Below are 25,552 nucleotides of genomic sequence, written 5' to 3'. Positions count from 1 at the left end.
TCAGCTCCTTTCGGAGCAGACCCATTTAACCAGCTCGCTGCCCATGTGCGCTCCCAAAAAAGCAAAAACAAGATACAAAATCTGCTTGATGGCGGGGGACAGGTTGCCTCCGAGCATATTGCTTTCGATCACGCGCATCGGATCGATGGTGCCGCCGACGGCCGCGGCCAGCGCCCATATTTTTTATGCGGTCGGCAACGTCCAGCATCGTCTGCGTGGGGGGCTGCATGGAAAGAACCGCGCCGACGCCGCCGATCATCGCTCCGCCAAGCACGATGCCGAAGGCTATGAAAAAGTCCAGAATCGCTTTGGATAAAAACACGTTCATCTTCATTCTCGACCCCTTTCTGCCGGGCGGCGGGAATAAACCGCCTGTCCAAATGCTTCATGATTCATTGTATGGGCGGTCAGCGCCACATTATGATAAAATATTATTAAGAGACAGCACTATTATTTAGCGGCGAAAGGAAGGCGAACCATGAGCTCTTTCGTGCATTTGCATGTTCATAGCGAATACAGTCTTCTTGACGGAGCGGCACGTATCGAGGATCTTGTGCGGGAAGCGGCAGCGCTCGGAATGAAATCACTGGCGCTGACCGATCACGGGGTCATGTACGGGGCCGTTCCATTTTATAAAATGTGCCGCGAGCACGGCATCAAGCCGATCATCGGCTGCGAGGCTTATATGACTTCCGGCTCCCGCAAGGAACGGGGCAGCCGCAAGGACCAGCCGATCTACCATCTGATTTTGCTGGCGAAGAATGAAACGGGCTACCGCAACCTGATGAAGCTCTGCTCGATCGGCCATTTGGAAGGCTATCATTATAAACCGAGAATCGACATGGAGGCGCTGGCGGCGCTTCACGAGGGGATTGTATGCCTCAGCGCCTGCCTGGGCGGCGAAGTCCCCCAGCATCTGCTGCACGGAAGGCCTGCCGAGGCCAAAGCAGCCGCCCTCCGGTATAAAGAAATATTCGGCAGCGATTATTATCTGGAGCTCCAGGATCACGGCCTGCCGGAGCAGAAACGGGTGAATCCGCAGCTGATCGAGCTAAGCCGGGAAACCGGGATTCCGCTAGTCGTCACGAACGATGTCCACTACCTGACTCCCGCGGATGCGGAGGTTCAGGATGTGCTGATATGCATCGGCACCGGCAAGACCGTTGACGACGAGGATCGGCTTAAAATCCCGACCAGCCAGCTGTATCTGAAAAGCGAAGAAGAGATGGGGCGGCTATTCCCCCATCTTCCCGAGGCGCTTCGAAATACGGCGGACATCGCGGAGAAGTGCAGCCTGGAGTTGGAATTCGGCCGTTCGATTCTGCCGGAATACCGGCCGCTGCCGGAAGGCATGGATGCGCCGTCCTATCTGCGCGATCTGTGTTTGGCCGGTCTGCGGGAGCGTTATGAGGAAAGCGAGCGCTGGACCGACCCCGACAAGCGCGGCGAGTTGGACCGCCGGCTGAATTACGAGCTGAAGGTCATCGAAAGCATGGGCTTCAGCGATTACTTCCTGATCGTATGGGACTTTATCGCCTACGCCCACCGTCAAGGCATTGCCGTCGGTCCGGGGCGGGGCTCTTCCGCCGGCAGTCTCGTGGCGTACACGCTGCGCATCACGAACGTCGACCCGATGAAATACAACCTGCTCTTTGAACGTTTCCTGAATCCGGAGCGCGTGACGATGCCGGATATCGATATCGATTTCAGCGACGAACGGCGCGATGAAGTCATCGATTATGTCGTGAATAAATACGGCCGCGAGCATGTGGCCCAAATCATCACGTTCGGAACGATGGCTGCAAGAGCGGCGGTGAGGGACGTGGGACGCGCGCTGAATGTACCGTTCGGCGAGGTCGACCGGGCTGCGAAGCTGATCCCCAATCACCTGGGCATCAGCATAACGCGCGCCATGAAGGAGAGCCCCGGTCTCAAGGAGCAGTACGATACGAAGCCCAAGGTACGGGAGCTGCTGGACATGGCCATGAAGGTGGAGGGCATGCCCCGCCACGCTTCGACCCACGCCGCCGGGGTCGTCATTTCCCGCGATCCGCTGACGGATGCCGTTCCCCTGCAGGAAGGAAGCGAGAAAACGGCCCTTACGCAGTACTCCATGGAGAACCTGGAGAGCATCGGCCTGCTCAAAATGGATTTTCTCGGCCTTCGGACCCTGTCCATCATTGAACGGACCATGCGCTGGATTGCCGAGAGCGAGGGAGAGGCGCCGGATTTCCTGAAGGTGCCGGACGACGACCCCGAGACGTATTCGATGCTCGGCCGAGGCGAGACGACAGGCGTCTTTCAGCTGGAATCGGCGGGAATGCGCCGCGTGCTGAAAGACCTCAAGCCGTCCGGGTTCGAGGATATCGTATCGGTTAACGCGCTGTACCGGCCGGGACCGATGGAGTTCATCCCGAAATACATTCAGGCCAAACACGGGCTTATCCAGCCTGAATATCCGCATCCGGACCTGATTCCGATTCTCGGGGATACGTACGGCATCATCGTGTACCAGGAGCAGATCATGCAGATCGCCTCGCTTATGGCGGGCTTCTCGCTGGGGGAAGCGGACCTGCTCCGGCGGGCCGTTTCGAAGAAGAAGCGGGAGGTTCTGGACCGGGAGAGGGACCATTTCGTGACCGGCAGTCTGAAGCAGGGGTATACCGAAGAGGAAGCCAACCGGGTGTACGACATGATCGTCCGCTTCGCCGATTACGGCTTCCCGAGGGCGCATGCCGCGGCTTACGGCGTTTTGGCTTTCCAGACCGCTTATTTGAAGGCGCATTATCCGGTCCAATTCATGGCTTCCATGCTCACGGCCGTGATGGGCAGCCACCGCAAGGTGGCGGAGTACGTGCTGGAGTCGCGGAGGATGAATATCGATGTGCTGCCGCCGGACGTCAATGAGAGCGGATCGTTGTTTACGCCCGTCACCGGAAGTCCGGCAAACGGGCAGGCCGGCGAAACCGGCGGCCCCGCTCCCCGGACCGGCAAAATCCGCTTCGGGCTCGCGGCGATTAAAAAACGTCGGGACGCAGGCGGTGGAAAATATCGCCCAAATCCGCAAGGACAAGCCGTTTGAGAGCCTGCTCGATTTTTGCCGCCGGGTAGACCTGCGCGTGTGCAACAAGCGGGTCATCGAATCGCTGATCCAGGCGGGAGCCTTCGATTCGCTTCCGGGGCACCGGTCACAGCTGGTCGCCATGCTGGATGAAACCGTCGAAGCGGCTCTGAAATGGAGGAAAGAGCGCGAGGATCTGCAGATTCAGCTGTTCGATTTTGTCGAAACGACAAATTGGGACATCGAGTATCCGGATATTCCCCCTTACTCCGGCAGCCAGCAGCTTGAACTGGAACGCGAACTGCTCGGCATGTATTTGTCCGGCCATCCGTTGGACGACTACGACGAACTGCTGCAAAAAGCCGGAACGGACCGTCTCATGGATCTGAATGAGACCCCGGACGATACGGTCGTTACGGTTCCGGGCATGGTCGTGTCGATCAAGACGATCACGACCAAGCAGGGGAAAGCGATGGCGTTCATGGAATGGGAGGATCAGATCGAGCGATGCGAAGTGGTCCTGTTTCCGGAGGTTTGGAAACGCAGCGCGCATCTTGTGGAGAAAGGCGCTTTGCTTGCGCTCCGGGCCAAGGTTCAGCAGCAGGATGAGGGATTCAAGCTGTTGGCCGAGGAGCTTGCGCCGCTGGAAGAAGAACGCCTGCTGCAGTTGGTCCGCCGGGGGAAAGCCCGCGGGGCAGCGCCGGGGCAGCGGGAGCCCTTCCGGCCGGACAAGGGGAAGAAGGCTGCGGCACCGGCACAGGCCAAGGCATCGGAGCACCAGGCTCCCCGAGTTTCCTCCGCGGCCGCCCGGGCGTCAGATGCCGTGACGCCATCCGCCGACAGTCCCCCTGCTCGGGAACGTTCCGGTAACGGGGGGCCGCCGAACCGGCCTGAACCCGGTCCTTGATCCTGCCGGCACTTCCGAGCGTGAACAGCGGGTGTTCGTTAAAATTTCGGCCGAGTCCGAGGATCCGCAACTCTTGGCGCGGCTTCAGCAGCTTTTGCAGGAACATCCGGGTTCGGTGGCGACGGTGCTGTTCTATGAACGAAGCCAGAAAGTACTTGCATTGAGTGATGCTTACCGGATCAATCCGTCACCTGTATTGATTTCCACGATGGAGGATATGCTGGGTAAAGATACGGTTAAGCTGAGGTAACTGTGAGATCGTTCTGAAAACGCGTCATCATCCCGAAATCTTTTTAGGGATATTATCTTTTCCGGCGTTAGAAACCAGGCATGGAACCCGCGCATGACACTGCGGTTCATCGCCTTTAATAAATTTCATGAACGTTTCATATCCCTCCCGCATACACTTAGGACACCACGGGACAACAATGGTCCGAGATAAGCCGTAGCGCTTTGCCGTTAGGAAGGCGCTGGCGGCGGGTTTCGGCAATGGCGCGGGAGGGATTTGTCATGTCTATTAAATTGGCTGAGGAGATGCTGGGTGCAAGGGGTGTCAGCGTATCCGCCATCGCGGATATCGTTTTCCAGCTTCAGCATAAATATCATCCGGCTTTAACGCAGCGGCAGTGCGAGGATAGCGTTCGTGCCGTCCTTGGAAAGCGGGAGGTGCAGTACACTCTTTTTACGGGGATCGCATTAGACGAGCTGGCCGAGCGCAAGCTGCTGCCGGAGCCGCTGCAATCCATTCTGGAAAACGATGAGCCGCTATACGGCGTGGACGAGACGATGGCTTTGGGCGTGACGAGCATTTACGGCATGATCGGGCTGACGAGCTTCGGATATTTGGATAAAGAGAAGATTGGCGTTATCGAAACCCTGAATGAGAAGAAGGATGGCATTCACGTGTTCCTCGATGATCTGGTGGCTGGCATCGCCGCGGCCGCTTCCTCGCGAATCGCCCACAACAATCCGGAGGCGGCCCGCTACACCACCGGTACGGATTGACGGGATTCGGGGCGGGACAAGACCGCTTTTCATGCCGTGGCTAAAGGAATATGCGATTTCTCGTCCCCCTCCTCTTTTGTTGAGGTAAAAAGTGAAGTGTGTTATCATTATCCATTATATCGGCTCAGGATATGCCTATGGCACGAGATTAGGGGGATTTGAAAGGCATGTGGACGGTAATCTATATCGCGCCTACCGCCAAGGTGGCGGAAATGATCAAAACCAGGCTTACGGAAGAGGGTTTTTTGGTTCAAAGCCGTCCTGTGAATCTTTCAAAACAACAATTTGAAATCCTGGTTCCCTCCGGAGAGCTTGAAGAAGTACAGGAAGTATTGAATTCTATTTTGCACCCCTAGCTACAGGGATACATAGCAAAGCATAGGTTACGGGAATTGCTAAGTTTGCGGCCATTCAAATTTACGGCTGGAGAGGTGTAGTTGTGTTTAAAGATCTGTTTCAGAAAAAAAAGAAAATATGCAACCATTCCTTCGGAACGATTGGAACGGGCGGGACAGCCTGAAGAAGGCGAACGTCCGAAACGCGAAATTCCGGAGGGGCTGATGAATAAGTGCAGCAAATGCGGAACCATTCAGTACAGCAAAGAGCTGGAGAAAAATCTGAAGGTTTGCCAGGAGTGCGGCCACCATATGCGTTTGAACGCATTGGAGCGCATCGGCATTACGCTGGATGAGACAGGCTTTGAGGAATTCGATGCCGACATGGTTTCGGTGGATCCGCTGCAGTTCCCGGGTTATGCCGTCAAGCTGGAGCAGCAGAAGATGAAGTCGGGGCTTCGCGATGCCGTCATTACGGGAAAGGGCTTTATTGACGGACAACCTGTCGTGGTGGCCGTAATGAGCTTTGATTTTTTTACAGGCAGCATGGGATCGGTCGTGGGTGAGAAAATCACGCGCGCTATTGAGCATGCAACGGAACATGGACTCCCCCTGATTATATTCTCGACCTCGGGCGGGGCACGGATGCAGGAAAGCATCCTCAGCCTGATGCAGATGGCCAAGACCAGCGCCGCGCTTGCCAGGTTCAACGAGAAGGGCGGACTTTACATTTCGGTCATTACGGATCCTACTACGGGCGGCGTTTCCGCGAGTTTTGCCACGCTGGGAGACATTAATATTGCGGAACCCGGGGCGGTATTCGGGTTTGCGGGACGGATCGTGATCGAGCAGACCATCCGGCAGAAGCTTCCGGACGATTTCCAGACCGCCGAATTCAATCTGGCGCACGGCCAGCTGGATCTGGTCGTTCACCGGAAGGATTTGCGGGAAATGCTCGGCAAGCTGATCGAAATGCACGCCGTGAGAGGGGGATTTTAATGCCAGGCGAATTGCCATTTGAAATGCCTCTTGCCGAAATGCGCAAGAAAATCGATGAACTGAAGCAATTCGGGCAGGAAAAAGGGATCGATTTCACGGATGAAATCGCCCGTTTGGAAGAACGCTATAGCCGATTGGAACAAGAAATCTATTCCTCGATTTCCCCGGCTCAGAAGATGCACCTTGCCCGCCACCAGCAGCGTCCCACCTCGCTCGATTTAATTCAGCTGGTGTTCACCGATTTTATCGAGCTCCACGGCGACCGGCTCTATGGGGATGATCTCGCGGTCGTCGGCGGATTGGCGAAGCTGAACGGGGTACCGGTTACGGTAGTCGGCCAGCAGCGGGGCAAGGATACGAAGGATAATATTGCCCGCTTCTTTGGCAGCGCGCATCCCGAAGGCTTCCGCAAAGCTCTGCGGCTTATGCAGCAGGCAGAGAAATTCAAGCGCCCGATCATTACGTTTGTTGATACAAAAGGCGCTTATCCGGGTAATACAGCTGAAGAGAGAGGCCAATCCGAGGCGATCGCCCGCAACCTGCGGGAGATGTCCGCGCTCGGCGTGCCCGTAGTTTGTGTGGTCATCGGCGAAGGAGGCAGCGGCGGTGCTCTTGCGATGGCCGTAGGGAACCGTGTGCTGATGCTGGAGCATGCGATTTATTCCGTTATTTCACCGAACGGGGCGGCCTCCATCCTGTGGAAGGATGCGTCCAAGGCCGAACAGGCTGCGGAAGCGATGAAAATAACCGCTCAGGATCTGCTGGAGATGGAAGTGATCGAGGAGATTATTCCGGAGCCGCAAGGCGGAGCCCACCGGGGGTACGAAGAGACCGCCGAAGCAATCAAGGAAGCCCTTGTTCGTCATCTGAAAGAACTTTCGGTCATGGATGCCTGTGAGCTGAAAGAGGACCGTTACCGGAAATTCCGCAAGATCGGCAGCTTTGATTTTGCGCCGGCGGAACAGGCCGAACCGCTCGCTTAAATGCTTTTATGTGACAAAGTTCCTATACAAATGAGAAGTTTTGTAGTAAATTTAGTTGTTGGAAAAACAGATATAGAGACCCTTGAAAAACGGAGGAAACCCAAATGCGTAAAACTAAAATTGTATGTACTATCGGTCCTTCCAGTGAATCGTTGGAAAACACCAAGAAGCTGATTATGGCCGGCATGAACGTGGCCCGTCTGAACTTCTCCCACGGTGATTTCGAAGAGCACGGCAACCGGATCAAAGCGATTCGCCAGGCGTGCGAGGAATTGAACAAAACCGTTGCGATCCTTTTGGATACGAAAGGACCGGAAATCCGTACCGGCAAATTGGAAGTGGAGCCGATCGAGCTTGTTCAGGATGAATTCGTCACGCTCACGACCGAGGAAATCCTTGGCGACAAGAACCGTATCTCCGTGACCTACAAAGAATTGCCGAGCGACGTTCAAGCGGGATCCACCATTTTGATCGATGACGGTTTGATCGGTCTGACGGTTGTGGAAGTTCAGGGCACCGAAATTAAATGCCGCGTCGTTAACGGCGGAACCATCAAGAGCAAGAAAGGCGTAAACGTGCCGGGAGTAGCCATTTCCCTTCCGGGCATTACGGAAAAAGACGCCAACGATATCGTTTTCGGAATCGAGCAGGGCATCGATTTTATCGCAGCTTCCTTCGTTCGCAAAGCCAGCGACGTGCTGGAAATTCGTGAATTGCTGAAAAAACACAATGCTGAACATATTCAAATCATCTCGAAAATCGAGAACCAGCAAGGCGTGGACAACCTGGATGAAATCCTTGAGGTTTCCGACGGCCTGATGGTAGCCCGCGGCGACCTGGGGGTCGAAATTCCTGCCGAAGAAGTACCTCTCGTGCAAAAGCGCATGATTGAAAAATGCAACATCGCGGGCAAGCCGGTTATTACGGCTACTCAAATGCTGGATTCCATGCAGCGCAACCCGCGTCCAACCCGCGCCGAAGCAAGCGACGTGGCGAACGCGATTTTCGACGGCACCGACGCCATCATGCTGTCCGGCGAAACGGCAGCCGGCAAGTATCCGGTTGAATCCGTGCTGACGATGTCCCGGATTGCGGAAAAAGCGGAATCCGCCCTGAATTACCGCGATCTGTTCCTGAAGCAGCGCATTGCCCAGGAAACCAGCGTTACCGAAGCGATCAGCCAATCGGTTACGATCTCTGCGCTGGATCTGAACGCAAAAGCGATCATTTCCTCTACCGAGTCCGGCCATACGGCGCGCATGGTATCCAAATACCGTCCGAAGGCGCCGATCATCGCCGTTACGACGCAGGACAGAACATTGAGACGTTTGGCTCTGACCTGGGGGGTAACTCCGGTTAAAGGAGAACAGGCTACCTCCACGGACGAAATGTTCGAATACGCGCTGCAAGGCGGACAAAAGTCCGGCATCGTGAAGGAAGGCGACCTCGTCGTGATCACGGCCGGAGTGCCGCTCGGCAAATCCGGTTCCACCAACCTGGTGAAAGTCACTCAAATTCCGTCACAGAAATAAGAACCTTTTGTACAGGAAACCATAAATGAATGAAAAAGCAATGGACGAGCCATCGACCATTGCTTTTTCTATAAATGTCGGGGGGAAGCATGATGTCAAGAACATCCGTAAATCAGCCGAGCCGGTGGTTCACCACGTCCTTTCGGGTACGCTATCAGGAGAGCGACCAGATGGGCGTCGTCTATCACGCCAACTACTTGAACTGGTTCGAAATGGGCAGGACCGAAATGATCCGCGAGTTAGGATTTACCTACAGGGGAATGGAAGAGGAAGGCGTGCTTCTTCCCGTCGTCGATCTGGAGATGAAATACCTTAGCCCTGCGCATTACGACGACCTTGTCAACGTATTTACCCGAATGACCGTTTTTTCGGCTCTGCGCATTCATTATGAGTATGAGGTCCGCAGGCTATCCGAAGGAGAGCGGGACTCCCTGAACCTGTCCCTTTATGGCAGGGATCAGGAACTGCCGGGGGATTTGCTGGTAAGAGGGAAGACCAACCATGTATGGGTCAACCGGGAGTGGAAGCCCGCCCGACTGGATAAATCCGTTCCAAAGCTGTATGATGCATTAAAGAGTTCCCTTTTGGGGGGAGAGGAGTAGATTTATGTGGAAGTGGTTGCTGGCGGCCGTCATTTTTTTTGCCAGCCATTGAAATATTCGGATTTTCACTTGTAGCGGATCGGATCGGCGGCATGAACACGCTGCTTCTTACCCTGCTTACTTCGGCCATCGGCGTGGTGATGATGAGGTTCGAAGGCCGCAAAGCGATGGAGGATGCCAAGCTTCGGACGAATTCGAACATGGTTCCCGGTACATCCATGGTCGACGGATTGTGCATTTTTGGCGGAGGGGTTCTTCTCATCGTTCCCGGCTTTCTTACCGACATCGTCGGGTTTACGATGCTGTTTCCCCTGACCCGTCCCATCTATCGCTTCCTGCTGCTGAAATGGATGAAGAAAAATATAAAAAAACGGCAAAATCACGATCTTCAAGCGTTAAAGCCGGAGTAAGCCGTGATATAATGCCAAAAATCTTGGCTGCCCTCAGAGCGGGGTCTCTCGGAATGGCATGCGGTCCGGATTGTACACGGGGATTGCTTCCAACCGGGAATCGGTGCCGTGAAAATACCTTGTTCATGTCGGATGACGCAGCTTTCCGGAAGAAAAGCGACGGCCTGTCCGGTCCGGACCGCGGTCATCACCGCTTCGAGAGAATTTAACCCGAGCGTGTTCGAAAGCGGCAAGTCATGCTGTTCAGACCACAACTTCATCTGCTCAAGCTGGAGCGGGCAGGTGCGGCTATATACGAATCGATGCTTGTTAAGCTCCTCCGGACTTGCCTCCTTGAGCTTATTCATGGGGTGGAAAGCTCCATGGGCAAGCAAAAACCGGTCCTTTAGGACCGTTTTTTTTTATATAAGGCCCCTTCCACGGGTTCCCTTCCTGATAAACGGCCAGTTCAATATCTCCTTTGACGAGCAGTTCCTCAAGCATTTCCCCGGCATGAACCGACACTTCGAAGACCGCTTCCGGATTCAGGTTGGAATAAGATATAAGGATTTCAGGGAGGATATAGGCCTCCGAGTAATGATCCGCACCTACCCGGATTTTTTCATCATGTCTGGCTGCCCAATCGGCGGCAGTCTTACGAATTTCATCCTCCAATGCGACCATCTGCTGAGCATACGGCAGAATGGCCTTTCCGCCCTCGGTCAGTACCACCCTTCCTTTATGCGAGGCAAAAAGGGGCATATCCATTTCCTGCTCCAAGCTTCTCATGTGAAAAGTCACCGTCGGCTGCTTCATGCGTAAAACGGAGGACACTTCCGTCACCTTGTGCAGCTTGTCGATGAGCGTCAAAATCTTTAATTTGATGATGTTCATTGAACTCTTCCTCCCGGCTTTCGGACTTTCGTTTCTCTAAGTTAAACCTATTATAGAATAAATCTTAAAAATATTATAATTTTTATATCGATATTTTACGTTCTTTTTACATAATCCGAATTTCCGCATAACACTTGAGTCTTAAGATGAAATAGTGCTGATGGTTAAACAAAAAAACAAACCGTCACTTAATAAAGGGAGGACTAAAACAAATGATGAAGAAACTGCCGTTTATTCTGACGCTTTTCGCACTCGTATTTACTCTTGCCGCATGCGGATCGAAAAGCGAAACTACAGGCACAGGGGGCAATGCGAATCAAGCAGCCGGAGGATCCGGAACGGCTAAAGAAGAAACCGGGTTGAGCGGTTCCATCCTTGCGGTAGGCTCCACGGCCATGCAGCCATTGGTAGAACAAGTGGGACAGAAGTTCATGGCAGACGAAAAATATAAGGGCGTTACCGTACAGGTTCAAGGCGGAGGCAGCGGTACCGGCTTGACGCAGGTATCGGAAGGACAATCCGATATCGGAAACTCCGACGTATTTGCTGAAGAAAAGCTGGACGCCGACAAAGCGAAAAGCGTTGTTGATCATCAGGTGGCCGTCGTTGCCATGGCCGGAGTCGTGAACCCTAAGGTTACGGTAGATGACCTGACCAAAGAGCAATTGGTAGACATCTTCACAGGCAAAGTTACGAACTGGAAAGAGCTTGGCGGCGAAGATCAGAAGATCGTCATCGTAAACCGTCCCGCAAGCTCCGGCACGCGTGCCACTTTCGAAAAATTCGCGCTTGGCCAGTCCAAGTTGGCTGACCTTCCGGGCTCCATCCAAGAGGATTCCAGCGGCACGGTTAAAAAAACTGGTCAGCGAAACACCTGGAGCTATCGGCTATCTGGCATTGTCCTACCTGGACGACAGCGTAAAGACGCTCAAGTATAACGGTGTGGAAGCAAAGGTGGAAAACGTGCAGGACGGTAAATATCCGGTATGGGCTTACCAGCACATGTACACCAAAGGCGAGCCTAACGAGACGGTAAAAGCATTCCTTGACTACATGCTGTCCGATGAAGTTCAACAAAAAGATGTTGTCGAGCTTGGATATATTCCGGTATCCGGCATGAAAGTAAAACGCGACGCGGAAGGCAATATTACTCAATAAATCCTGAACTCATGCCAGGTGACATCAAAATGGAAGAAGAGGCGGATACTCCGCCTCTATTTTCCGGTTAGAAGGAAGGTAAGCAATGGGACAGATGGGGAAAAACACAACGCTCAAGCAAAATGACGCGCAGAGCAGCAAGCTGGGAGAAAAGCATTTTTGGGAAGATTGGATCGGGCGCATCTACACCTCGGTATGCGTCGTGCTGCTTCTTGTGGTCATCGTTTCGATCGTATTTTTTGTGTCGTCGAAGGGGCTCGCCACGTTTTTTTGAAAACGGGGTTAGTCTGAAGGATTTTTTCTTGGGTAAAACATGGAGCCCGGATGAGGAATTCGGGGCGCTTCCGTTTATCACGGGTTCGTTTGCCGTTACGCTGCTGGCTGCTTTAATTGCGGGACCGTTAAGCCTGTGCGCGGCCTTGTTCATGACGGAAATATTGCCTGGACGGGGGAAACGGATCCTGCAGCCTGCCGTCGAGCTGTTATCGGGGATTCCTTCGGTCGTGTATGGCTTCATCGGCCTCAGCGTCATCGTTCCGCTGGTGCGATCGGTATTTGGCGGGCAAGGTTTCGGTATTTTGGCGGGCTGCCTTGTCCTCGCGGTCATGATTCTGCCTACCATTACGAGCATCATGGCGGATGCGCTGGCCTCTCTTCCGGGCGGCCTGAGGGAGTCCTCCTATGCGCTAGGGGCCACCCGCTGGCAAACCATTTACCGCGTCGTCATTCCAACGGTTTTACCCGCATTGCTGACAGGAGTGGTCCTGGGCATGGCACGCGCTTTCGGCGAAGCTTGGCTGTACAGATGGTTATCGGCAACGCGCCGCATATCCCGAATTCCCTTATCGAGTCCGCATCCACGCTGACCAGTGCCATCACGTTAAGCATGGGGAATACGGCGATGGGATCGGTTCACAATAACGCTTTGTGGAGCATGGCGCTTGTACTGCTGCTGATGACCTTTGTATTTGTACTGCTCGTGAGGCTGCTTGAAAGGAGAAACCGAATTTGAAAAGAGCAAAAACAGCTGACAAAATCGCTACGATTGTTATCGTTATTTTCGCGCTGCTGATTGTCGCCATACTGATCGGCCTGCTTGGTTACATTATGGTGAGGGGCTGCGCCATATCGACTGGAATTTCCTGACGGGCGTGCCTCAGCTTATAAAAGGCGGAGGGGGAATCGGACCCCAGTTGTTTAACTCCGTGTTTCTTCTTGTCCTTACCTTGATCATTACCGTCCCGCTCGGATGGGGCGGAGGCATCTACATGGCCGAATACGCCAAGCCCGGACGAATCACCAATATCGTGCGTCTGGTTGTCGAGGTATTATCATCTTTTCCTTCGATCGTTATCGGCTTGTTCGGGCTATTGGTTCTGGTTAACACGTTCAACCTTGGATTTTCCCTGCTGTCGGGCGCCATGGCCTTGGCTATATTCAATCTGCCGCTGATGGTCCGCACGACCGAGCAGGCATTCAGGGCCGTGCCGAAAGAGCAAAAGGAAGCCGGCTTCGCACTGGGGCTGTCCAAGTGGAAAATCATCACATCGATTCTCCTTCCCGTTGCGCTGCCGAGCCTGATTACAGGGACGATCCTGGCCTCGGGGCGGATCTTCGGCGAAGCGGCGGCCCTTATGTTTACGGCGGGAATGAGCAGTCCTCCGCTTGATTTCACGGATTGGAATCCGCTTAGTCCAAGATCGCCGATTAATCCGCTTCGGCCTGCCGAAACCCTTGCGGTTCATATCTGGAAGGTGAACAGCGAAGGAATCGCGCCGGACGCTCCGGAAATCGCGGCAGGAGCTTCCGCGGTCCTGGTTATTCTCATTTTAGGATTTAACCTTACGGCGAGATGGATTGGAAGATTGGCATACCGGCGCTTTACTGCAGCCAAACGGATAGATTAGAGGGGGAGGACCAAGATGGCTCAAGCGTTTGGAACCGAAAATTTAAGTGTGTTTTACGGGGAATTTGAAGCGGTCAAGAATATCAGCCTTGATTTTCCGGCCCAAAGTGTCACTGCACTGATCGGCCCCTCCGGCTGCGGCAAATCGACCTTTCTCAGGTCTTTGAACCGGATGAACGACGCGATTTCGCTATCGCGGACAACCGGGCATATATGGATGAACGGCAACGATCTGAACGATCCGCATACCGATGTGATCAAGCTGCGCCAGCAGATCGGCATGGTATGGCAAAAGCCGAATCCGTTTTTTAAGTCGATTTACAACAATATCGCTTTTGGACCGAGGTATCGCGGGATCAAAAAGAAAAAGCAATTGGATGAAATCGTGGAGAACAGTCTGCGCAAAGCTGCATTATGGGATGAAGTAAAGGACCGCCTGAACGATTCGGCCTTATCCTTGTCGGGAGGCCAGCAGCAGCGTCTTTGCATCGCCCGCGCGCTGTCCGTAAATCCGCAGATCCTGCTGCTGGATGAGCCGGCTTCCGCTCTGGACCCGGTCTCTACGGGCAAAATCGAAGAGCTGATCACGCAGCTGAAGGAAGAGCTTCGGATCGTTATCGTTACCCACAATATGCAGCAGGCCGCCAGGGTATCCGATTTTACCGCCTACTTCTATTTGGGCAAAGTGGTTGAGCACGGCAAGACCGAGCTTATTTTCACAAACCCTGAGAACAAGCTGACGCAGGATTATATTTCAGGACGGTTTGGATAATTTCCGGCAAAACTCCGACGTCGTCCGAAACTGAAAGCAGGTCACTCAAGATTCACTTTTGGGCGGCCTGCTTTAATTTTAATTATATTAAGAAAGGACAAGATTTCAGTTAACGGGGGCGTTTATAAACCTCGGTCCGCATTTATGAACATTTTGTGAACGGATGAAAACGCTCTCCGCCGAACAAGTCCGTGGCTCAAAACGCGCGGTGCACGCGCGTCTTTCGGGCCGAGAGGTTTTTTTAAAAAATCGTTTATTGTGTCGATAAAACAATTTGATGTAAGGATTGGTTGAGTCAATGTTCACATATCCGACAAAATACTTTATGATAAGAGAGAGTTTTATTATATTGATTATTTATGACCTTATCAGGGTTCTCTTTTCATCCGGTATCATGAAACGGTTTTCACAGCACAGTCCAACACCGGGGGTATCCCAAATATCAAAGGAGAGATGATGCATGACAGCTACCAAGGGTTTGGAAGGCATTGTAGCTACAACATCCTCGATCAGTTCGATCGTTGACGGCGTTCTTACGTATCGGGGCTATGATATTGATGATCTCGCAGAGCATGCCAGTTTTGAAGAAGTGGCCTATTTGCTATGGTACGGCAAACTTCCCGATGCCCAGGAATTAAAGTCTCTTCAGCAGGATCTGAGCGCTTATGCGGCCATTCCGGATAAACTGATAGAACAGATCAAGCTGTATCCTCAAAACGCGAATACGATGGCAGCTCTCCGCTCGGCCGTATCCGCACTTGCTCTGTATGACGAATCCGCCGATGACATGAGTCAGGAAGCCAATGAAAAGAAAGCGGTTAAACTGCAGGCGCAGCTCCCTACCATCGTTGCAGCCATTTCCCGCGTCCGTCAAGGCAAGGAGCCGGTCGCTCCGAAGGCCGGCGTTTCCATCGCGGAAAACTTCCTGTACATGCTTAGGGGCGAGCAGCCGGATGAAACCTCGATTAAAGCTCTGGACCAGGCTCTCGTGCTTCATGCCGATCACGAGCTGAATGCATCCACATTCGCATCCCGCGTAACCGTGGCCACGCTGTCCGATATTTACTCGGGCGTTACATCCGCGATCGGCGCGCTGAAAGGACCTTTGCATGGAGGAGCCAACGAGGCGGTCATGAAAATGCTGAATGAAGTGGGCACCATCGACAAGGCGGAAGCCTACATTCAGGAAAAACTCAATAACCGCGAAAAAATCATGGGCTTCGGTCACCGCGTATACAAAAACGGCGATCCCCGTGCAAAGCATCTGCAGAAAATGTCCCGCGAGCTCGGTGAAATAAAGGGTGATACGACCCTGTATGATATCTCGGTTCTGATTGAAAAAATCGTAACCTCCCAAAAAGGACTGAAGCCGAACGTCGACTTCTATTCGGCTTCCGTATATACCCAGCTTGGAATCGAACACGAACTGTTCACTCCGATTTTCGCGATCAGCCGCGTATCCGGTTGGACGGCGCATATTTTGGAGCAGTACGACGGCAACCGCATCATCCGCCCGCGTGCGGAATACACGGGTTTAACCAATCAGAAGTACGTGCCTGTTGAGCTTCGCTAATTTGCCGCAATTACGGTACAATAGGGCAGAGGAAACGCTTTTTCCGGATCACCGGTAAAAGCGGCATTCTTTGTGCCCTTTCCCGCTTTTTAAGCGGAGGATAGAGACAACCACCATTTCAAAGGAGGAATTCATACTATGAAACTTGAGAAATTCGCACTACCAACCGAAGGTGAGAAGATTACGATTGATAACGGCAAGCTGCAGGTGCCGGCGAACCCGATCATTCCTTTCATCGAGGGTGACGGAACAGGCCGCGATATCTGGAGAGCTTCCAAGCGCGTGCTTGATGCAGCGGTAGAAAAAGCATACGGCGGCTCCAAGAAAATTGCCTGGTATGAGGTGTTCGCCGGCGAGAAAGCTTTCAATACATACGGCGAATGGCTTCCGAATGATACCCTTGAAGCGATCCGCGAATACATCGTTGCCATCAAGGGTCCTCTGACAACGCCGATCGGCGGCGGAATCCGTTCCCTGAACGTGGCGCTGCGCCAAGAACTCGATCTCTACACCTGCCTGCGTCCGGTTCGTTACTTTAACGGCGTGCCTTCCCCGGTTAAACGCCCTGAATTGGTCGACATGGTCATTTTCCGCGAAAACACGGAAGACATTTATGCAGGCATCGAGTACAAGGAAGGTTCCGAGGAAGTGAAGAAGGTTATCAAATTCCTCCAAGAAGAAATGGGAGTAAACAAAATCCGCTTCCCGGAAACATCCGGCATCGGCGTGAAGCCCGTATCCTCCGAAGGCTCGAAGCGTCTTGTGCGCGCAGCCGTAGAGTATGCCATCAAGCACGGACGCAAGAGCGTTACGCTTGTTCATAAAGGCAACATCATGAAGTTTACGGAAGGGGCATTCAAAAATTGGGGGTACGAAGTGGCTGAGCAGGAGTTCGGCGACAAGGTGTTCACATGGGCCCAGTACGACATCATCAAGGAAAAGGACGGCGTAGATGCAGCGAATGCGGCTCAAAAGGCAGCGGAAGAAGCCGGCAAAATCATCGTGAAGGACGCGATTGCCGACATCGCCCTGCAACAAGTACTGACCCGCCCAACCGATTTTGACGTGATCGCCACGCTGAACCTGAACGGCGACTACCTGTCCGACGCCCTTGCAGCACAAGTCGGCGGTATCGGAATTGCTCCGGGCGCCAACATCAACTACGTGACAGGGCATGCGATTTTTGAAGCGACCCACGGCACGGCTCCAAAGTATGCCGACAAAGACGTCGTGAACCCTGGTTCCGTCATTCTGTCCGGCGTTATGCTTCTTGAGCACCTGGGTTGGCAGGAAGCGGCCGACCTCATTTATAAAGGCATGGAAACATCCATCAACAATAAAACCGTAACCTATGACTTTGCCCGTCTGATGGAAGATGCGACCGAAGTGAAATGCTCCGAGTTCGCGAACGAAATTATTAAAAACATGTAAGGGGGGGAATCATCGTGGCTATTACTCGTAAAAAAAATTACCGTGGTCGGCGCGGGCTTTACCGGTGCAACTACGGCACTTATGCTCGGACAAAAAAGAACTGGGGGATGTCGTACTGCTCGACATTCCTCAGCTTGAAAACCCGACGAAGGGTAAAGCGCTCGATATGTTGGAAGCCAGCCCCGTGCAGGGCTTTGACAGCAAAATTATCGGCACGGCCAATTATGAAGACGCTGCGGACTCCGACATTGTCATCATTACGGCAGGCGTTGCACGCAAACCGGGTATGAGCCGCGATGACCTCGTTAATACGAATGCCGGCATCGTAAAATCGGTATGCGAAAACGTGAAGAAATACGCGCCGAACTCTACCGTCATCATTCTGAGCAACCCGGTGGATGCCATGACTTACGTGGCGTACAACACGCTCGGCTTCCCTAAAAACCGTGTCATCGGCCAGTCCGGCGTCTTGGATACAGCGCGTTACTGCACATTCATCGCCCAAGAGCTGAACGTATCCGTGGAAGACGTACGCGGCTTCGTGCTCGGCGGCCACGGCGACGATATGGTTCCTCTCGTTCGCTACTCCAGCGTTGGCGGCATTCCGATCGAAACGCTGATTCCTGCAGAGCGGATCGAAGAGATCGTGCAGCGTACCCGCGTCGGCGGGGGCGAGATCGTCAACCTGCTCGGCAACGGCAGCGCATACTATGCGCCGGCTGCATCGCTTGTCCAAATGACGGAAGCGATTTTGAAGGACAAGAAACGGATTCTTCCGGTTATCGCTCTTCTGGAAGGCGAATACGGCTACAACAATCTGTTCATGGGCGTTCCTGCCATTCTGGGCGGCGACGGCATCGAGAAAGTATTCGAGCTGGAGCTGACTTCGGACGAGAAGGCAGCGCTTGACAAATCGGCGGAATCCGTACGCAACGTCACTTCCGTGGTGAAGCTGTAAAATACGTCCGGCCCCTATATTTGACGATTGAATGACAAAGCAATCCCGATCCATGATTTAGGAAAGGGATTGCTTTTCTTTCGTCCATTACTTCAGTATAATATGGTTCAGTAAGGCAAAATGTAACAAATATCACACTAATGAAATTTGGAGGCGTCGTTGAATGGAAAGTGTTTCTTTTTTGCTGCATATCATCGGAACCGCAGCACTCGGCTTTTATCTGATCCTTCCGTTTATTGTAGGCGGTACTCAGAAACTATCCCTCGGTGCCCAGGAAGGCGCCGTGAGCACGATTCATGTGGCTAATCGCTTTGCACAATACGGTCTGGTACTTCAGCTTTTGACAGGCGGTTACATGATGTCCAAGGGGAATTATTCCGTAGCTTGGATGATTATCGTTACCGTTCTTTTGCTGGCTATGTTTGCGATCGGCGGCATTATGAGCAAGCCGTTGAAAAACGCGTTGGCCGGTATCCGCGAGAAACGTGAAGTTAAAGCCGAAACGGCGAAGCTGCGTACATTCAGCCTGCTGCTCGCTCTTCTCTTGCTCGTGATGATTTACTTCATGGTCTTCCCTTTGTACAAATAATTTCGTATGGATAAGACCGCTTCCCTGCCGGAAGCGGTCTTTTTTTGCCCGGATCCCGGCAAGTCCTGCTGCTAACCGCTTGCGGAATGATCGGCGGGGAATAGGTTTCACCAAGGGTTAAACTTTCGTTTGAGTTGTCCCTGTTCGTGGTAATTAACATATCGTAGAGGCCGTGAGTAATCCTGCCTGGACTGAGACATCCTACCAAGGGAAGATTAACCTATGAGAATTGTAACCCGAATGACATGAAAGGAGAAATGCCATATGCCGCAAGACGGACAAAAGCAAACATTGCCGCCCCAGCATCAAGATCATCGCCCGGGGAGCGAAACGGAAATGCATCCGGCTCCGGAGTTTGAATCCTATGAATATAAAGCTGCCGGGAAGCTTCAGGGCAAAGCGGCGCTTATTACCGGAGGGGACAGCGGGATCGGACGTGCGGTGGCCGTGACGTACGCCAAAGAAGGCGCTGACGTAGCCATCGTTTACCTGAATGAGCATAAGGACGCGGAAGAGACCAAGCGTCAGGTTGAGCAGGAGGGACGCAAGTGTATCTTGATTCCGGGGGATGTCGGGGACGACGCGTTTTGCCGGGATGCGGTAAAGCAAACGGTCAATCAGCTGGGTAAATTGGACATCCTCGTCAACAACGCGGCCGAACAGCATCCGCAGAAGAGCATAGAGGATATCTCAAAAGAACAATTGGAGCGGACGTTCCGCACCAATATTTTGGGCATGTTCTTTATGACGCAGGCAGCTATGCCGCATCTCGGCAAAGGCAGCGCGATCATCAACACGGCTTCGATTACGGCTTACCGCGGAAGCCCTCAGCTGCTGGATTACTCCTCGACCAAAGGGGCGATCGTGTCCTTTACCCGGTCATTGGCCATGAATGTCGTGGAGAAGGGGATTCGCGTTAACGGGGTAGCACCGGGACCGATCTGGACCCCATTGATCCCGTCCACCTTCCCCGAAGATCAAGTCGCCCAATTCGGTGCAACGCAGCCGATGAAGCGTCCGGGACAACCGGAAGAATTGGCGCCGGCTTATGTGTATCTGGCATGCTCCGATTCCTCATATGTAAGCGGCCAGATGATCCACATTAACGGCGGCGAAGTCATTAACGGTTAAAGGTCGGGTCGTAAATTTTCAAAAGCCCCTTTCTTCCGCTTTAACGGAAGAAAGGGGCTTTTTGTGACTTTTCCGCTGAATTACAATCTTCTGAATCCGTTAGGCAGAATGCCGGTTCTGCGAATTTGGCGGATTTGCGCAAGGGTAAGCCGGAAATTGGCCATGACTAGAGACTCCGGATCTTCTCCTCTGATAATGTCGTCCAAGTCAGCAATGTTTGTATTGCCGCGGAATACTCTGAATTGTCCCCTGAAATTCGGACGGGTGAACAGCACGAGCGTTGCGTTCGGGTTAGGGGAGAAGAAGCGCAGGCTCTCGATATCGTCAAACCGGTTCTCTAAATTGCGGATTCCCAAATTGCCGCGCAGGACAAAACGTTGGCCTCTGAAATTCTCCTCCGTAAACAGACGAAGTCTTGGAAAGACTTGCGAGATGGTTGCTTTGTTCATATATTTCTCACCTCCTCGCTATCAAGTTATGCGGTTTTGGAGTATTTGCTTGGTTGGGAGGCGGGGGTAATCCGTTGGTTTCAAAGAAACAAAAATTTAAAGTAAACCCTTTCACGCCTTTTTGATATAATAGAATGGATGAAAAATGTGTATCCGGAATGCTGTCATCAGCTGCCTGGTCATTAGAGAGAGGGGAAAGTAAACGGATATGAAGCATTTTGAGGAAAGCGTATACCGGCTGATCGTCGAGACCTCCACGAACCTTCCGGGGGATGTCCGCAGAGCGGTTAACCGCGGGCGTGCAGCAGAGGATGCCGCTACCCGTGCAGGCCTTGCCTTGTCGACGATCGCACAAAATATCGAGATGGCGGAACATGAGGTGTCTCCGATCTGCCAGGATACGGGCATGCCGACTTTTGTTGTACATACCCCCCGTCGGCGCGAACCACATGGAGATGAAAAAGGATATTCGCAACGCTGTCGTACGGGCAACGCGTGACGGCAAGCTGCGTCCGAACTCCGTGGATTCCCTGACCGGCAAAAACAGCGGGGACAATCTCGGACCCGGAACGCCGGTGATCCATTTTGAGCAGTGGGAACAGGATACGATCGATATCCGTCTCATTTTGAAAGGCGGCGGCTGCGAGAACAAGAATATCCAGTACAGCCTTCCTGCAGAATTGGAGGGACTGGGCAAAGCCGGACGCGACCTGGACGGTATCCGCAAATGCATCCTGCATGCCGTATACCAGGCGCAGGGACAAGGCTGCAGCGCAGGTTTTATCGGCGTCGGCATCGGCGGGGACCGGACAACCGGTTATGAGTTGGCCAAGCAACAGCTGTTCCGTCATATCGACGACGTGAACCCCAATCCGGAACTGCAGAAACTCGAAGATTACATTTTGGAAAATGCGAACAAGCTGGGCATCGGCACGATGGGTTTTGGCGGCGAGGTAACACTGCTCGGGTGCAAAATCGGTGCCATGAACCGGCTTCCGGCAAGCTTTTTCGTATCGGTCGCTTATAACTGCTGGGCATTCCGCCGGCAAGGGGCATTGATCGATGCGGCTACAGGCGATATTCGGGAATGGCTTTACGAGAGCGGCAAGGGCATATCCATGAATGCGGAATCCCAGGCCGAGACGGCCATCGCATCGAGCGATGACGGCAAGCCGGCTTCCGGCCGGGAAATCGTGCTCCAAACGCCGATCAGCGAAGAACAGATCCGCAGCCTCCGTGTCGGAGACGTTGTGGTCATCCGCGGGGAAATGCACACCGGCCGCGATGCGCTGCATAAATATTTGATGGACCATGATGCCCCGATCGATCTGAACGGTACGGTCATTTACCACTGCGGACCCGTCATGCTGAAAGATGACGAGGGCTGGCATGTCAAGGCGGCCGGACCTACAACAAGCATCCGGGAGGAGCCGTATCAGGGCGATATTTTGAAAAAGTTCGGCATCCGCGCGGTCATCGGCAAGGGCGGCATGGGACCGAAAACCTTGCAGGCTCTGCAGGAGCACGGTGCCGTATATTTGAATGCCATCGGAGGAGCCGCACAGTATTATGCCGAATGCATCAAGAAGGTAAACGGCGTCGATTTTATGGAATTCGGCATTCCGGAAGCCATGTGGCATCTGGATGTGGACGGCTTCGCTGCCATCGTGACGATGGACTCCCACGGCAACAGCCTTCATGCGGATGTAAGCAAGAATTCCGCGGCCAAGCTGGAGATGTTTTAAAGAGCCCGTTTTTGCGTAATCTGTCCATATATATGAAGTATTCATACAAGCATTCCTTGGCCGCTCCCGGTCCGGGGATGCTTTTTTCATATAGGAACGTTGGATTCCATTTCTCCGAGAAACGCCCCTTTTTTCAAAAGGACGGCGAAGCCGTTTTCTTCTTGCCCGGAAGTGGTTGCGGTCAAAGAATTTGAGGTTTATCATGGGAAACAAATGAGAGATATATAAAGCCAGCTGATTTTACGACTATTTTACCGGTAAAGGGAGAGATGGATGAGACCGTTTCGTAACCGCTTGACCCTAATCATGATGACGCTGATCGGCCTGTCGATGCTGGGTGCCGGCTTTGCCATGGCCAATGTGTTCAAAGAATCCCACATCAAGCTGCAGGAAGAGAATATGGTCAGGGAGATCAACCTGATCCAGGCGACGTTGGAGTTCCCGCCTCTTACAGGCAAGGAGGCCGCCGAATATTATACGGACAAGTCCCTGCAGCTCGAAGCCTTGGCGGATGCCAGGGTTACGTTTATTGCAAAAGACGGTACCGTGATCGGGGATTCCGAGAGCGATCCCGGAAAAATGGACAATCACGCCCATCGGGAAGAGATGATTCAAGCGGAAAAGGAAGGAACCGGCCGGACGATCCGTTACAGCAGCACTTTAGGACAGGATATGATCTATGTGGCACGGCCCGTAAAGCAGGGAGCTTTTGACGGATACATCCGCTTATCCATGAGTCTTAATCAGGTGGATGAGGGCGTCCGCCAAGGGTGGATGGTGATGGGTGGCGGTTTGATCATTCTTTTTATGGTGGCTGCACTGGTTAGTTACCGGATCGCCGCAGGCCTCACTTCGCCATTGGAAAAAATAACGAGGGTAGCCCGCCAGATTACCCGGCTCGATTACGACGCCCGCGTACAGATTCACCGGAGGGATGAAATCGGACAGCTGGCCCAAGCCATCAACGGGATGGCGGACAGCCTGCAAACGCAGCTGAAAACGATCCGGGACAATGAGGACATGCTGCAAAGCGTATTGAACAATATGACCGGGGGGATTATCATGCTCAGTCATGACGGCCAGATTGTGCTTGTGAACCGGGCAGCAGAACAGATGCTTGGCGTTAAAGCGGCACAGGTGACGGGAAAATCTTACCGCGAGCTGAGGCAGCATTACGAGCTGACCAAGCTGATGGAGGAAGGGCTTGAGCACCGCACGAATTTTCGCGAGGAACGGAGTTTGTACTTTCCGGTCGAATCGATTATCCGTCTCGATGGAGTGACCATGTCCCAGGATGACGGCTCCTACCGCGGCATGCTGTTCCACCTGCAGGACGTCACGGATATCCGCAGACTTGAGCGGATGCGCAGCGAATTTGTCGCCAACGTTTCGCATGAGCTGAAAACGCCGCTTGCGGCGGTAAAGGGCTTTGCCGAGACCTTGTTAGGCGGCGTGAGCGACGAGAAAACTTCGAAGTCGTTCCTTCAGATTATTTACGATGAATCCGAGCGGTTGAACCGGCTGATCCGGGACATTCTCGAGCTTTCCAAGATCGAGTCCAAGCGGAGCGCCATGGAATATTCGCCGGTGCATCTGGCTTCGTTTTTCGAGTCGCTGTGGAAATTCATGGAGCCGGAGGCCGCCAAGAAAAGAATTTCCCTGGATATGCAGGTCCCCGAGGAGCTCTTCATGGAAGGGGACGAAGACAAATTAAGGCAAATATTTACCAATCTGCTCTCCAACGCCATTAATTACACCCAGGAGGGGGGAAAGGTGCTGTTAACGGCCGGCGATATCCATAAGGAAGGCCATGGGGATGCCATTCGCTTTATTGTCAGGGATTCCGGGATCGGTATCCCCAAAAAAGATCTTCCGCGTATTTTCGAAAGGTTCTACCGGGTGGACAAGGCGCGCTCCAGAAGTTCCGGCGGAACGGGGCTCGGGTTATCGATCGTCAAACATCTCGTGGAACTGCACCACGGCTCCATCAAGGTTGAAAGCGAGCTGGGGATGGGGAGTTCCTTTATTATCGAAATGCCGCTGCTTCAGGAAAATGATTGAAGCAGCAAGGGCGTTAACATTGGGATAACATTCCCTTGATATAATTTAATCAAAAAGCGAACCAAAAATAATCGGTTTTAAGGCGGGGGTAAGATGGCACAACGTTTGCTTGTCATTGAAGACGAACCGACACTTTCTCGGCTATTGTCTTACAATTTGACCCAGGAAGGATTTAACGTAACCGTAGAGGAGCATGGAACTTCGGGGTACGAACGCGCCTCGAAAGAAACCTTTGATCTGATTCTGCTGGATGTCATGCTTCCGGGCATGAACGGGTTTGATATATTGGAGAAGCTGCGTCAGCAGGGGATCAAAACGCCGATCATTATTTTGACGGCCAAAAAATGCCGAAGAAGAAGTCGTTCAGGGCTTGAAAATGGGGGCGGATGACTATATAACGAAGCCGTTCGGCGTATCCGAGCTCCTTGCCCGCGTCTCGGCCGTCATGCGGAGGGTATCCGGGCATTCGGAAGAAGCCGCCGGCGTATCGGTCGATAAGGGGAACGTCATCATTCTCGGACAATTGGAGATATACCCCGATAAATATGAGGTCAAGCTTGGCGGTCAAAACATCAACCTTAGACCCAAGGAGTTTGAAGTGCTTTTGTACCTCGCCAGAAAACCGGGTGTCGTATTGTCCCGGGACGATCTGATGAATGTTGTCTGGGGATTTGATTATATCGGAGGCCAGCGGACGGTGGATGTGCACGTCAGCTCTTTGCGAAAGAAGCTTGAACTCGATCCCGATTCGGTATTTATCGATTCGATCCGGGGAGTCGGTTATAAGCTCGTTGTTAATCCCAAATAAACGACTTTCGACTTACGGTCTCAGGCTTGTTTAGGAATAAAGAATTAGAAAATACGATGCGTTTACACTTGGTTTATATTAAACAAACACAGGCTTTACATTCCTCGTCTAATATGGGTCTTAAGAACCTAAAAAGGGGAGTGGAGCTGCATGACGCTGCTTCAGCTTAAGACGCAATCAGGGGTGGACAAGGTTACGGACATCGATAAAAGAACCGGCTCGAAAACCGTGGAATATGAGGGGGCTGCGGATACCACGCTGGCT

At 53.0% G+C, this 25,552-nt stretch carries 16 protein-coding genes and 9 pseudogenes; 21 read left to right on the top strand and 4 right to left on the bottom strand.

Annotated features, from left to right (window positions below):
- Positions 1-328 (bottom strand): annotated as a pseudogene (locus tag XI25_RS32265) (YtrH family sporulation protein).
- Positions 329-478: 150 nt separating this feature from the next.
- Between XI25_RS32265 and XI25_RS16930 the strand changes: the two are divergent.
- The 8 genes and pseudogenes from XI25_RS16930 to XI25_RS16895 all read left to right on the top strand — a co-directional run bounded on the left by XI25_RS16930 (position 479) and on the right by XI25_RS16895 (position 9,834).
- A pseudogene (locus tag XI25_RS16930) lies at positions 479-4,218 on the top strand (DNA polymerase III subunit alpha).
- Positions 4,219-4,478: 260 nt separating this feature from the next.
- Positions 4,479-4,973, top strand: coding sequence for a phosphatidylglycerophosphatase A family protein (locus tag XI25_RS16925; RefSeq protein WP_046678813.1), 495 nt, complete (start codon positions 4,479-4,481; stop codon positions 4,971-4,973).
- Between the two features lie 167 nt (positions 4,974-5,140).
- The gene (locus XI25_RS16920; RefSeq protein WP_006212044.1) at positions 5,141-5,329 is read left to right on the top strand and encodes a hypothetical protein; all 189 of its coding nucleotides are present in this window, start codon (positions 5,141-5,143) and stop codon (positions 5,327-5,329) included.
- An 83-nt stretch (positions 5,330-5,412) separates the two neighbouring features.
- Positions 5,413-6,307: pseudogene (gene accD, locus XI25_RS16915) on the top strand (acetyl-CoA carboxylase, carboxyltransferase subunit beta).
- Positions 6,307-7,290: an acetyl-CoA carboxylase carboxyltransferase subunit alpha gene (locus XI25_RS16910; protein ID WP_046678815.1), complete on the top strand. Its 984-nt coding sequence runs from the start codon at positions 6,307-6,309 to the stop codon at positions 7,288-7,290. The pseudogene accD and the gene XI25_RS16910 overlap by 1 nt, the downstream one beginning before the upstream one ends.
- 104 nt (positions 7,291-7,394) lie before the next feature.
- Complete coding sequence (pyk, locus tag XI25_RS16905; RefSeq protein ID WP_046678816.1) at positions 7,395-8,822, top strand: pyruvate kinase; 1,428 nt, start codon at positions 7,395-7,397, stop codon at positions 8,820-8,822.
- 92 nt (positions 8,823-8,914) lie between these two features.
- The gene (locus XI25_RS16900) at positions 8,915-9,424 is read left to right on the top strand and encodes an acyl-CoA thioesterase (protein WP_046678817.1); all 510 of its coding nucleotides are present in this window, start codon (positions 8,915-8,917) and stop codon (positions 9,422-9,424) included.
- 38 nt (positions 9,425-9,462) lie between these two features.
- On the top strand, positions 9,463-9,834 hold the full coding sequence (locus XI25_RS16895; protein WP_235439939.1) for an FxsA family protein: 372 nt from the start codon (positions 9,463-9,465) through the stop codon (positions 9,832-9,834).
- On the opposite strand, the gene XI25_RS16890 is transcribed toward XI25_RS16895, so the two are convergent.
- Entirely contained in the window at positions 9,813-10,181 is a 369-nt protein-coding gene (locus XI25_RS16890) for a LysR substrate-binding domain-containing protein (protein ID WP_046679525.1), read from the bottom strand. The two genes, XI25_RS16895 and XI25_RS16890, sit on opposite strands and share 22 nt — an antisense overlap.
- Entirely contained in the window at positions 10,174-10,707 is a 534-nt protein-coding gene (locus XI25_RS16885; RefSeq protein ID WP_052759648.1) for a LysR family transcriptional regulator, read from the bottom strand. The genes XI25_RS16890 and XI25_RS16885 overlap by 8 nt, the downstream gene beginning before the upstream one ends.
- Positions 10,708-10,919: 212 nt before the next feature.
- Here XI25_RS16885 and XI25_RS16880 point away from each other — a divergent pair.
- The 9 genes and pseudogenes from XI25_RS16880 to XI25_RS16840 all read left to right on the top strand — a co-directional run bounded on the left by XI25_RS16880 (position 10,920) and on the right by XI25_RS16840 (position 20,225).
- Positions 10,920-11,865: pseudogene (locus tag XI25_RS16880) on the top strand (phosphate ABC transporter substrate-binding protein PstS family protein).
- Between the two features lie 94 nt (positions 11,866-11,959).
- A pseudogene (gene pstC / locus XI25_RS16875) lies at positions 11,960-12,877 on the top strand (phosphate ABC transporter permease subunit PstC).
- Positions 12,874-13,772 (top strand): annotated as a pseudogene (pstA, locus tag XI25_RS16870) (phosphate ABC transporter permease PstA). Before pstC ends, pstA begins: the two co-directional pseudogenes overlap by 4 nt.
- A 15-nt stretch (positions 13,773-13,787) precedes the next feature.
- On the top strand, positions 13,788-14,543 hold the full coding sequence (gene pstB / locus XI25_RS16865) for a phosphate ABC transporter ATP-binding protein PstB (RefSeq protein WP_046678821.1): 756 nt from the start codon (positions 13,788-13,790) through the stop codon (positions 14,541-14,543).
- A gap of 460 nt (positions 14,544-15,003) precedes the next feature.
- Positions 15,004-16,116 (top strand): citrate synthase, encoded by a 1,113-nt coding sequence (gene citZ, locus XI25_RS16860; RefSeq protein ID WP_046678822.1) that lies wholly within the window; start codon positions 15,004-15,006, stop codon positions 16,114-16,116.
- Between the two features lie 138 nt (positions 16,117-16,254).
- Entirely contained in the window at positions 16,255-17,547 is a 1,293-nt protein-coding gene (gene icd, locus XI25_RS16855; protein WP_046678823.1) for an NADP-dependent isocitrate dehydrogenase, read from the top strand.
- Between the two features lie 81 nt (positions 17,548-17,628).
- Positions 17,629-18,505, top strand: a pseudogene (mdh, locus tag XI25_RS16850) (malate dehydrogenase).
- Positions 18,506-18,668: 163 nt separating this feature from the next.
- Positions 18,669-19,094, top strand: coding sequence for a hypothetical protein (locus XI25_RS16845; RefSeq protein ID WP_046678825.1), 426 nt, complete (start codon positions 18,669-18,671; stop codon positions 19,092-19,094).
- A gap of 264 nt (positions 19,095-19,358) precedes the next feature.
- Positions 19,359-20,225 carry an SDR family oxidoreductase gene (locus tag XI25_RS16840; RefSeq protein WP_046678826.1) on the top strand — a complete coding sequence of 289 codons (867 nt, stop codon included), beginning with the start codon at positions 19,359-19,361 and terminating at the stop codon, positions 20,223-20,225.
- Positions 20,226-20,305: 80 nt separating this feature from the next.
- Here the strand turns inward: XI25_RS16840 and XI25_RS16835 are convergent, their stop codons facing one another.
- Entirely contained in the window at positions 20,306-20,674 is a 369-nt protein-coding gene (locus tag XI25_RS16835) for a hypothetical protein (protein ID WP_046678827.1), read from the bottom strand.
- 208 nt (positions 20,675-20,882) lie between these two features.
- Between XI25_RS16835 and XI25_RS34865 the strand changes: the two are divergent.
- From XI25_RS34865 to XI25_RS16820, 4 genes and pseudogenes are all read left to right on the top strand, one after another.
- Positions 20,883-21,666, top strand: a pseudogene (locus XI25_RS34865) (fumarate hydratase); the annotation flags it as partial.
- On the top strand, positions 21,658-22,419 hold the full coding sequence (locus tag XI25_RS34860) for a fumarate hydratase C-terminal domain-containing protein (RefSeq protein ID WP_327204804.1): 762 nt from the start codon (positions 21,658-21,660) through the stop codon (positions 22,417-22,419). The pseudogene XI25_RS34865 and the gene XI25_RS34860, both read left to right, overlap by 9 nt.
- Positions 22,420-22,692: 273 nt before the next feature.
- Positions 22,693-24,480, top strand: a complete 1,788-nt coding sequence (gene pnpS / locus XI25_RS16825) for a two-component system histidine kinase PnpS (protein ID WP_046678829.1) — start codon at positions 22,693-22,695, stop codon at positions 24,478-24,480.
- A 93-nt stretch (positions 24,481-24,573) separates the two neighbouring features.
- Positions 24,574-25,288 (top strand): annotated as a pseudogene (locus XI25_RS16820) (response regulator transcription factor).
- The last annotated feature ends 264 nt before the right edge of the window (positions 25,289-25,552 follow it).

The sequence above is a fragment of the Paenibacillus sp. DMB20 genome (assembly GCF_000987955.1).
Taxonomy (GTDB): Bacteria; Bacillota; Bacilli; order Paenibacillales; family Paenibacillaceae; genus Paenibacillus_AQ.
The sequence above is the reverse complement of the archived record's forward strand: the minus strand, read 5'-3'. Positions and strand labels throughout refer to the sequence as shown.

Coding starts and splice junctions, on each gene's coding strand:
- XI25_RS16835 (WP_046678827.1), bottom strand. CDS start 20,674: ATGAACAAAGCAACCATCTCGCAAGTCTTTCCAAGACTTCGTCTGTTT.
- XI25_RS16840 (WP_046678826.1), top strand. CDS start 19,359: ATGCCGCAAGACGGACAAAAGCAAACATTGCCGCCCCAGCATCAAGAT.
- pstB (WP_046678821.1), top strand. CDS start 13,788: ATGGCTCAAGCGTTTGGAACCGAAAATTTAAGTGTGTTTTACGGGGAA.
- icd (WP_046678823.1), top strand. CDS start 16,255: ATGAAACTTGAGAAATTCGCACTACCAACCGAAGGTGAGAAGATTACG.
- citZ (WP_046678822.1), top strand. CDS start 15,004: ATGACAGCTACCAAGGGTTTGGAAGGCATTGTAGCTACAACATCCTCG.
- XI25_RS16925 (WP_046678813.1), top strand. CDS start 4,479: ATGTCTATTAAATTGGCTGAGGAGATGCTGGGTGCAAGGGGTGTCAGC.
- XI25_RS16910 (WP_046678815.1), top strand. CDS start 6,307: ATGCCAGGCGAATTGCCATTTGAAATGCCTCTTGCCGAAATGCGCAAG.
- XI25_RS34860 (WP_327204804.1), top strand. CDS start 21,658: ATGAACCGGCTTCCGGCAAGCTTTTTCGTATCGGTCGCTTATAACTGC.
- XI25_RS16845 (WP_046678825.1), top strand. CDS start 18,669: ATGGAAAGTGTTTCTTTTTTGCTGCATATCATCGGAACCGCAGCACTC.
- XI25_RS16900 (WP_046678817.1), top strand. CDS start 8,915: ATGTCAAGAACATCCGTAAATCAGCCGAGCCGGTGGTTCACCACGTCC.
- XI25_RS16885 (WP_052759648.1), bottom strand. CDS start 10,707: ATGAACATCATCAAATTAAAGATTTTGACGCTCATCGACAAGCTGCAC.
- pyk (WP_046678816.1), top strand. CDS start 7,395: ATGCGTAAAACTAAAATTGTATGTACTATCGGTCCTTCCAGTGAATCG.
- XI25_RS16890 (WP_046679525.1), bottom strand. CDS start 10,181: ATGAATAAGCTCAAGGAGGCAAGTCCGGAGGAGCTTAACAAGCATCGA.
- XI25_RS16920 (WP_006212044.1), top strand. CDS start 5,141: ATGTGGACGGTAATCTATATCGCGCCTACCGCCAAGGTGGCGGAAATG.
- pnpS (WP_046678829.1), top strand. CDS start 22,693: ATGAGACCGTTTCGTAACCGCTTGACCCTAATCATGATGACGCTGATC.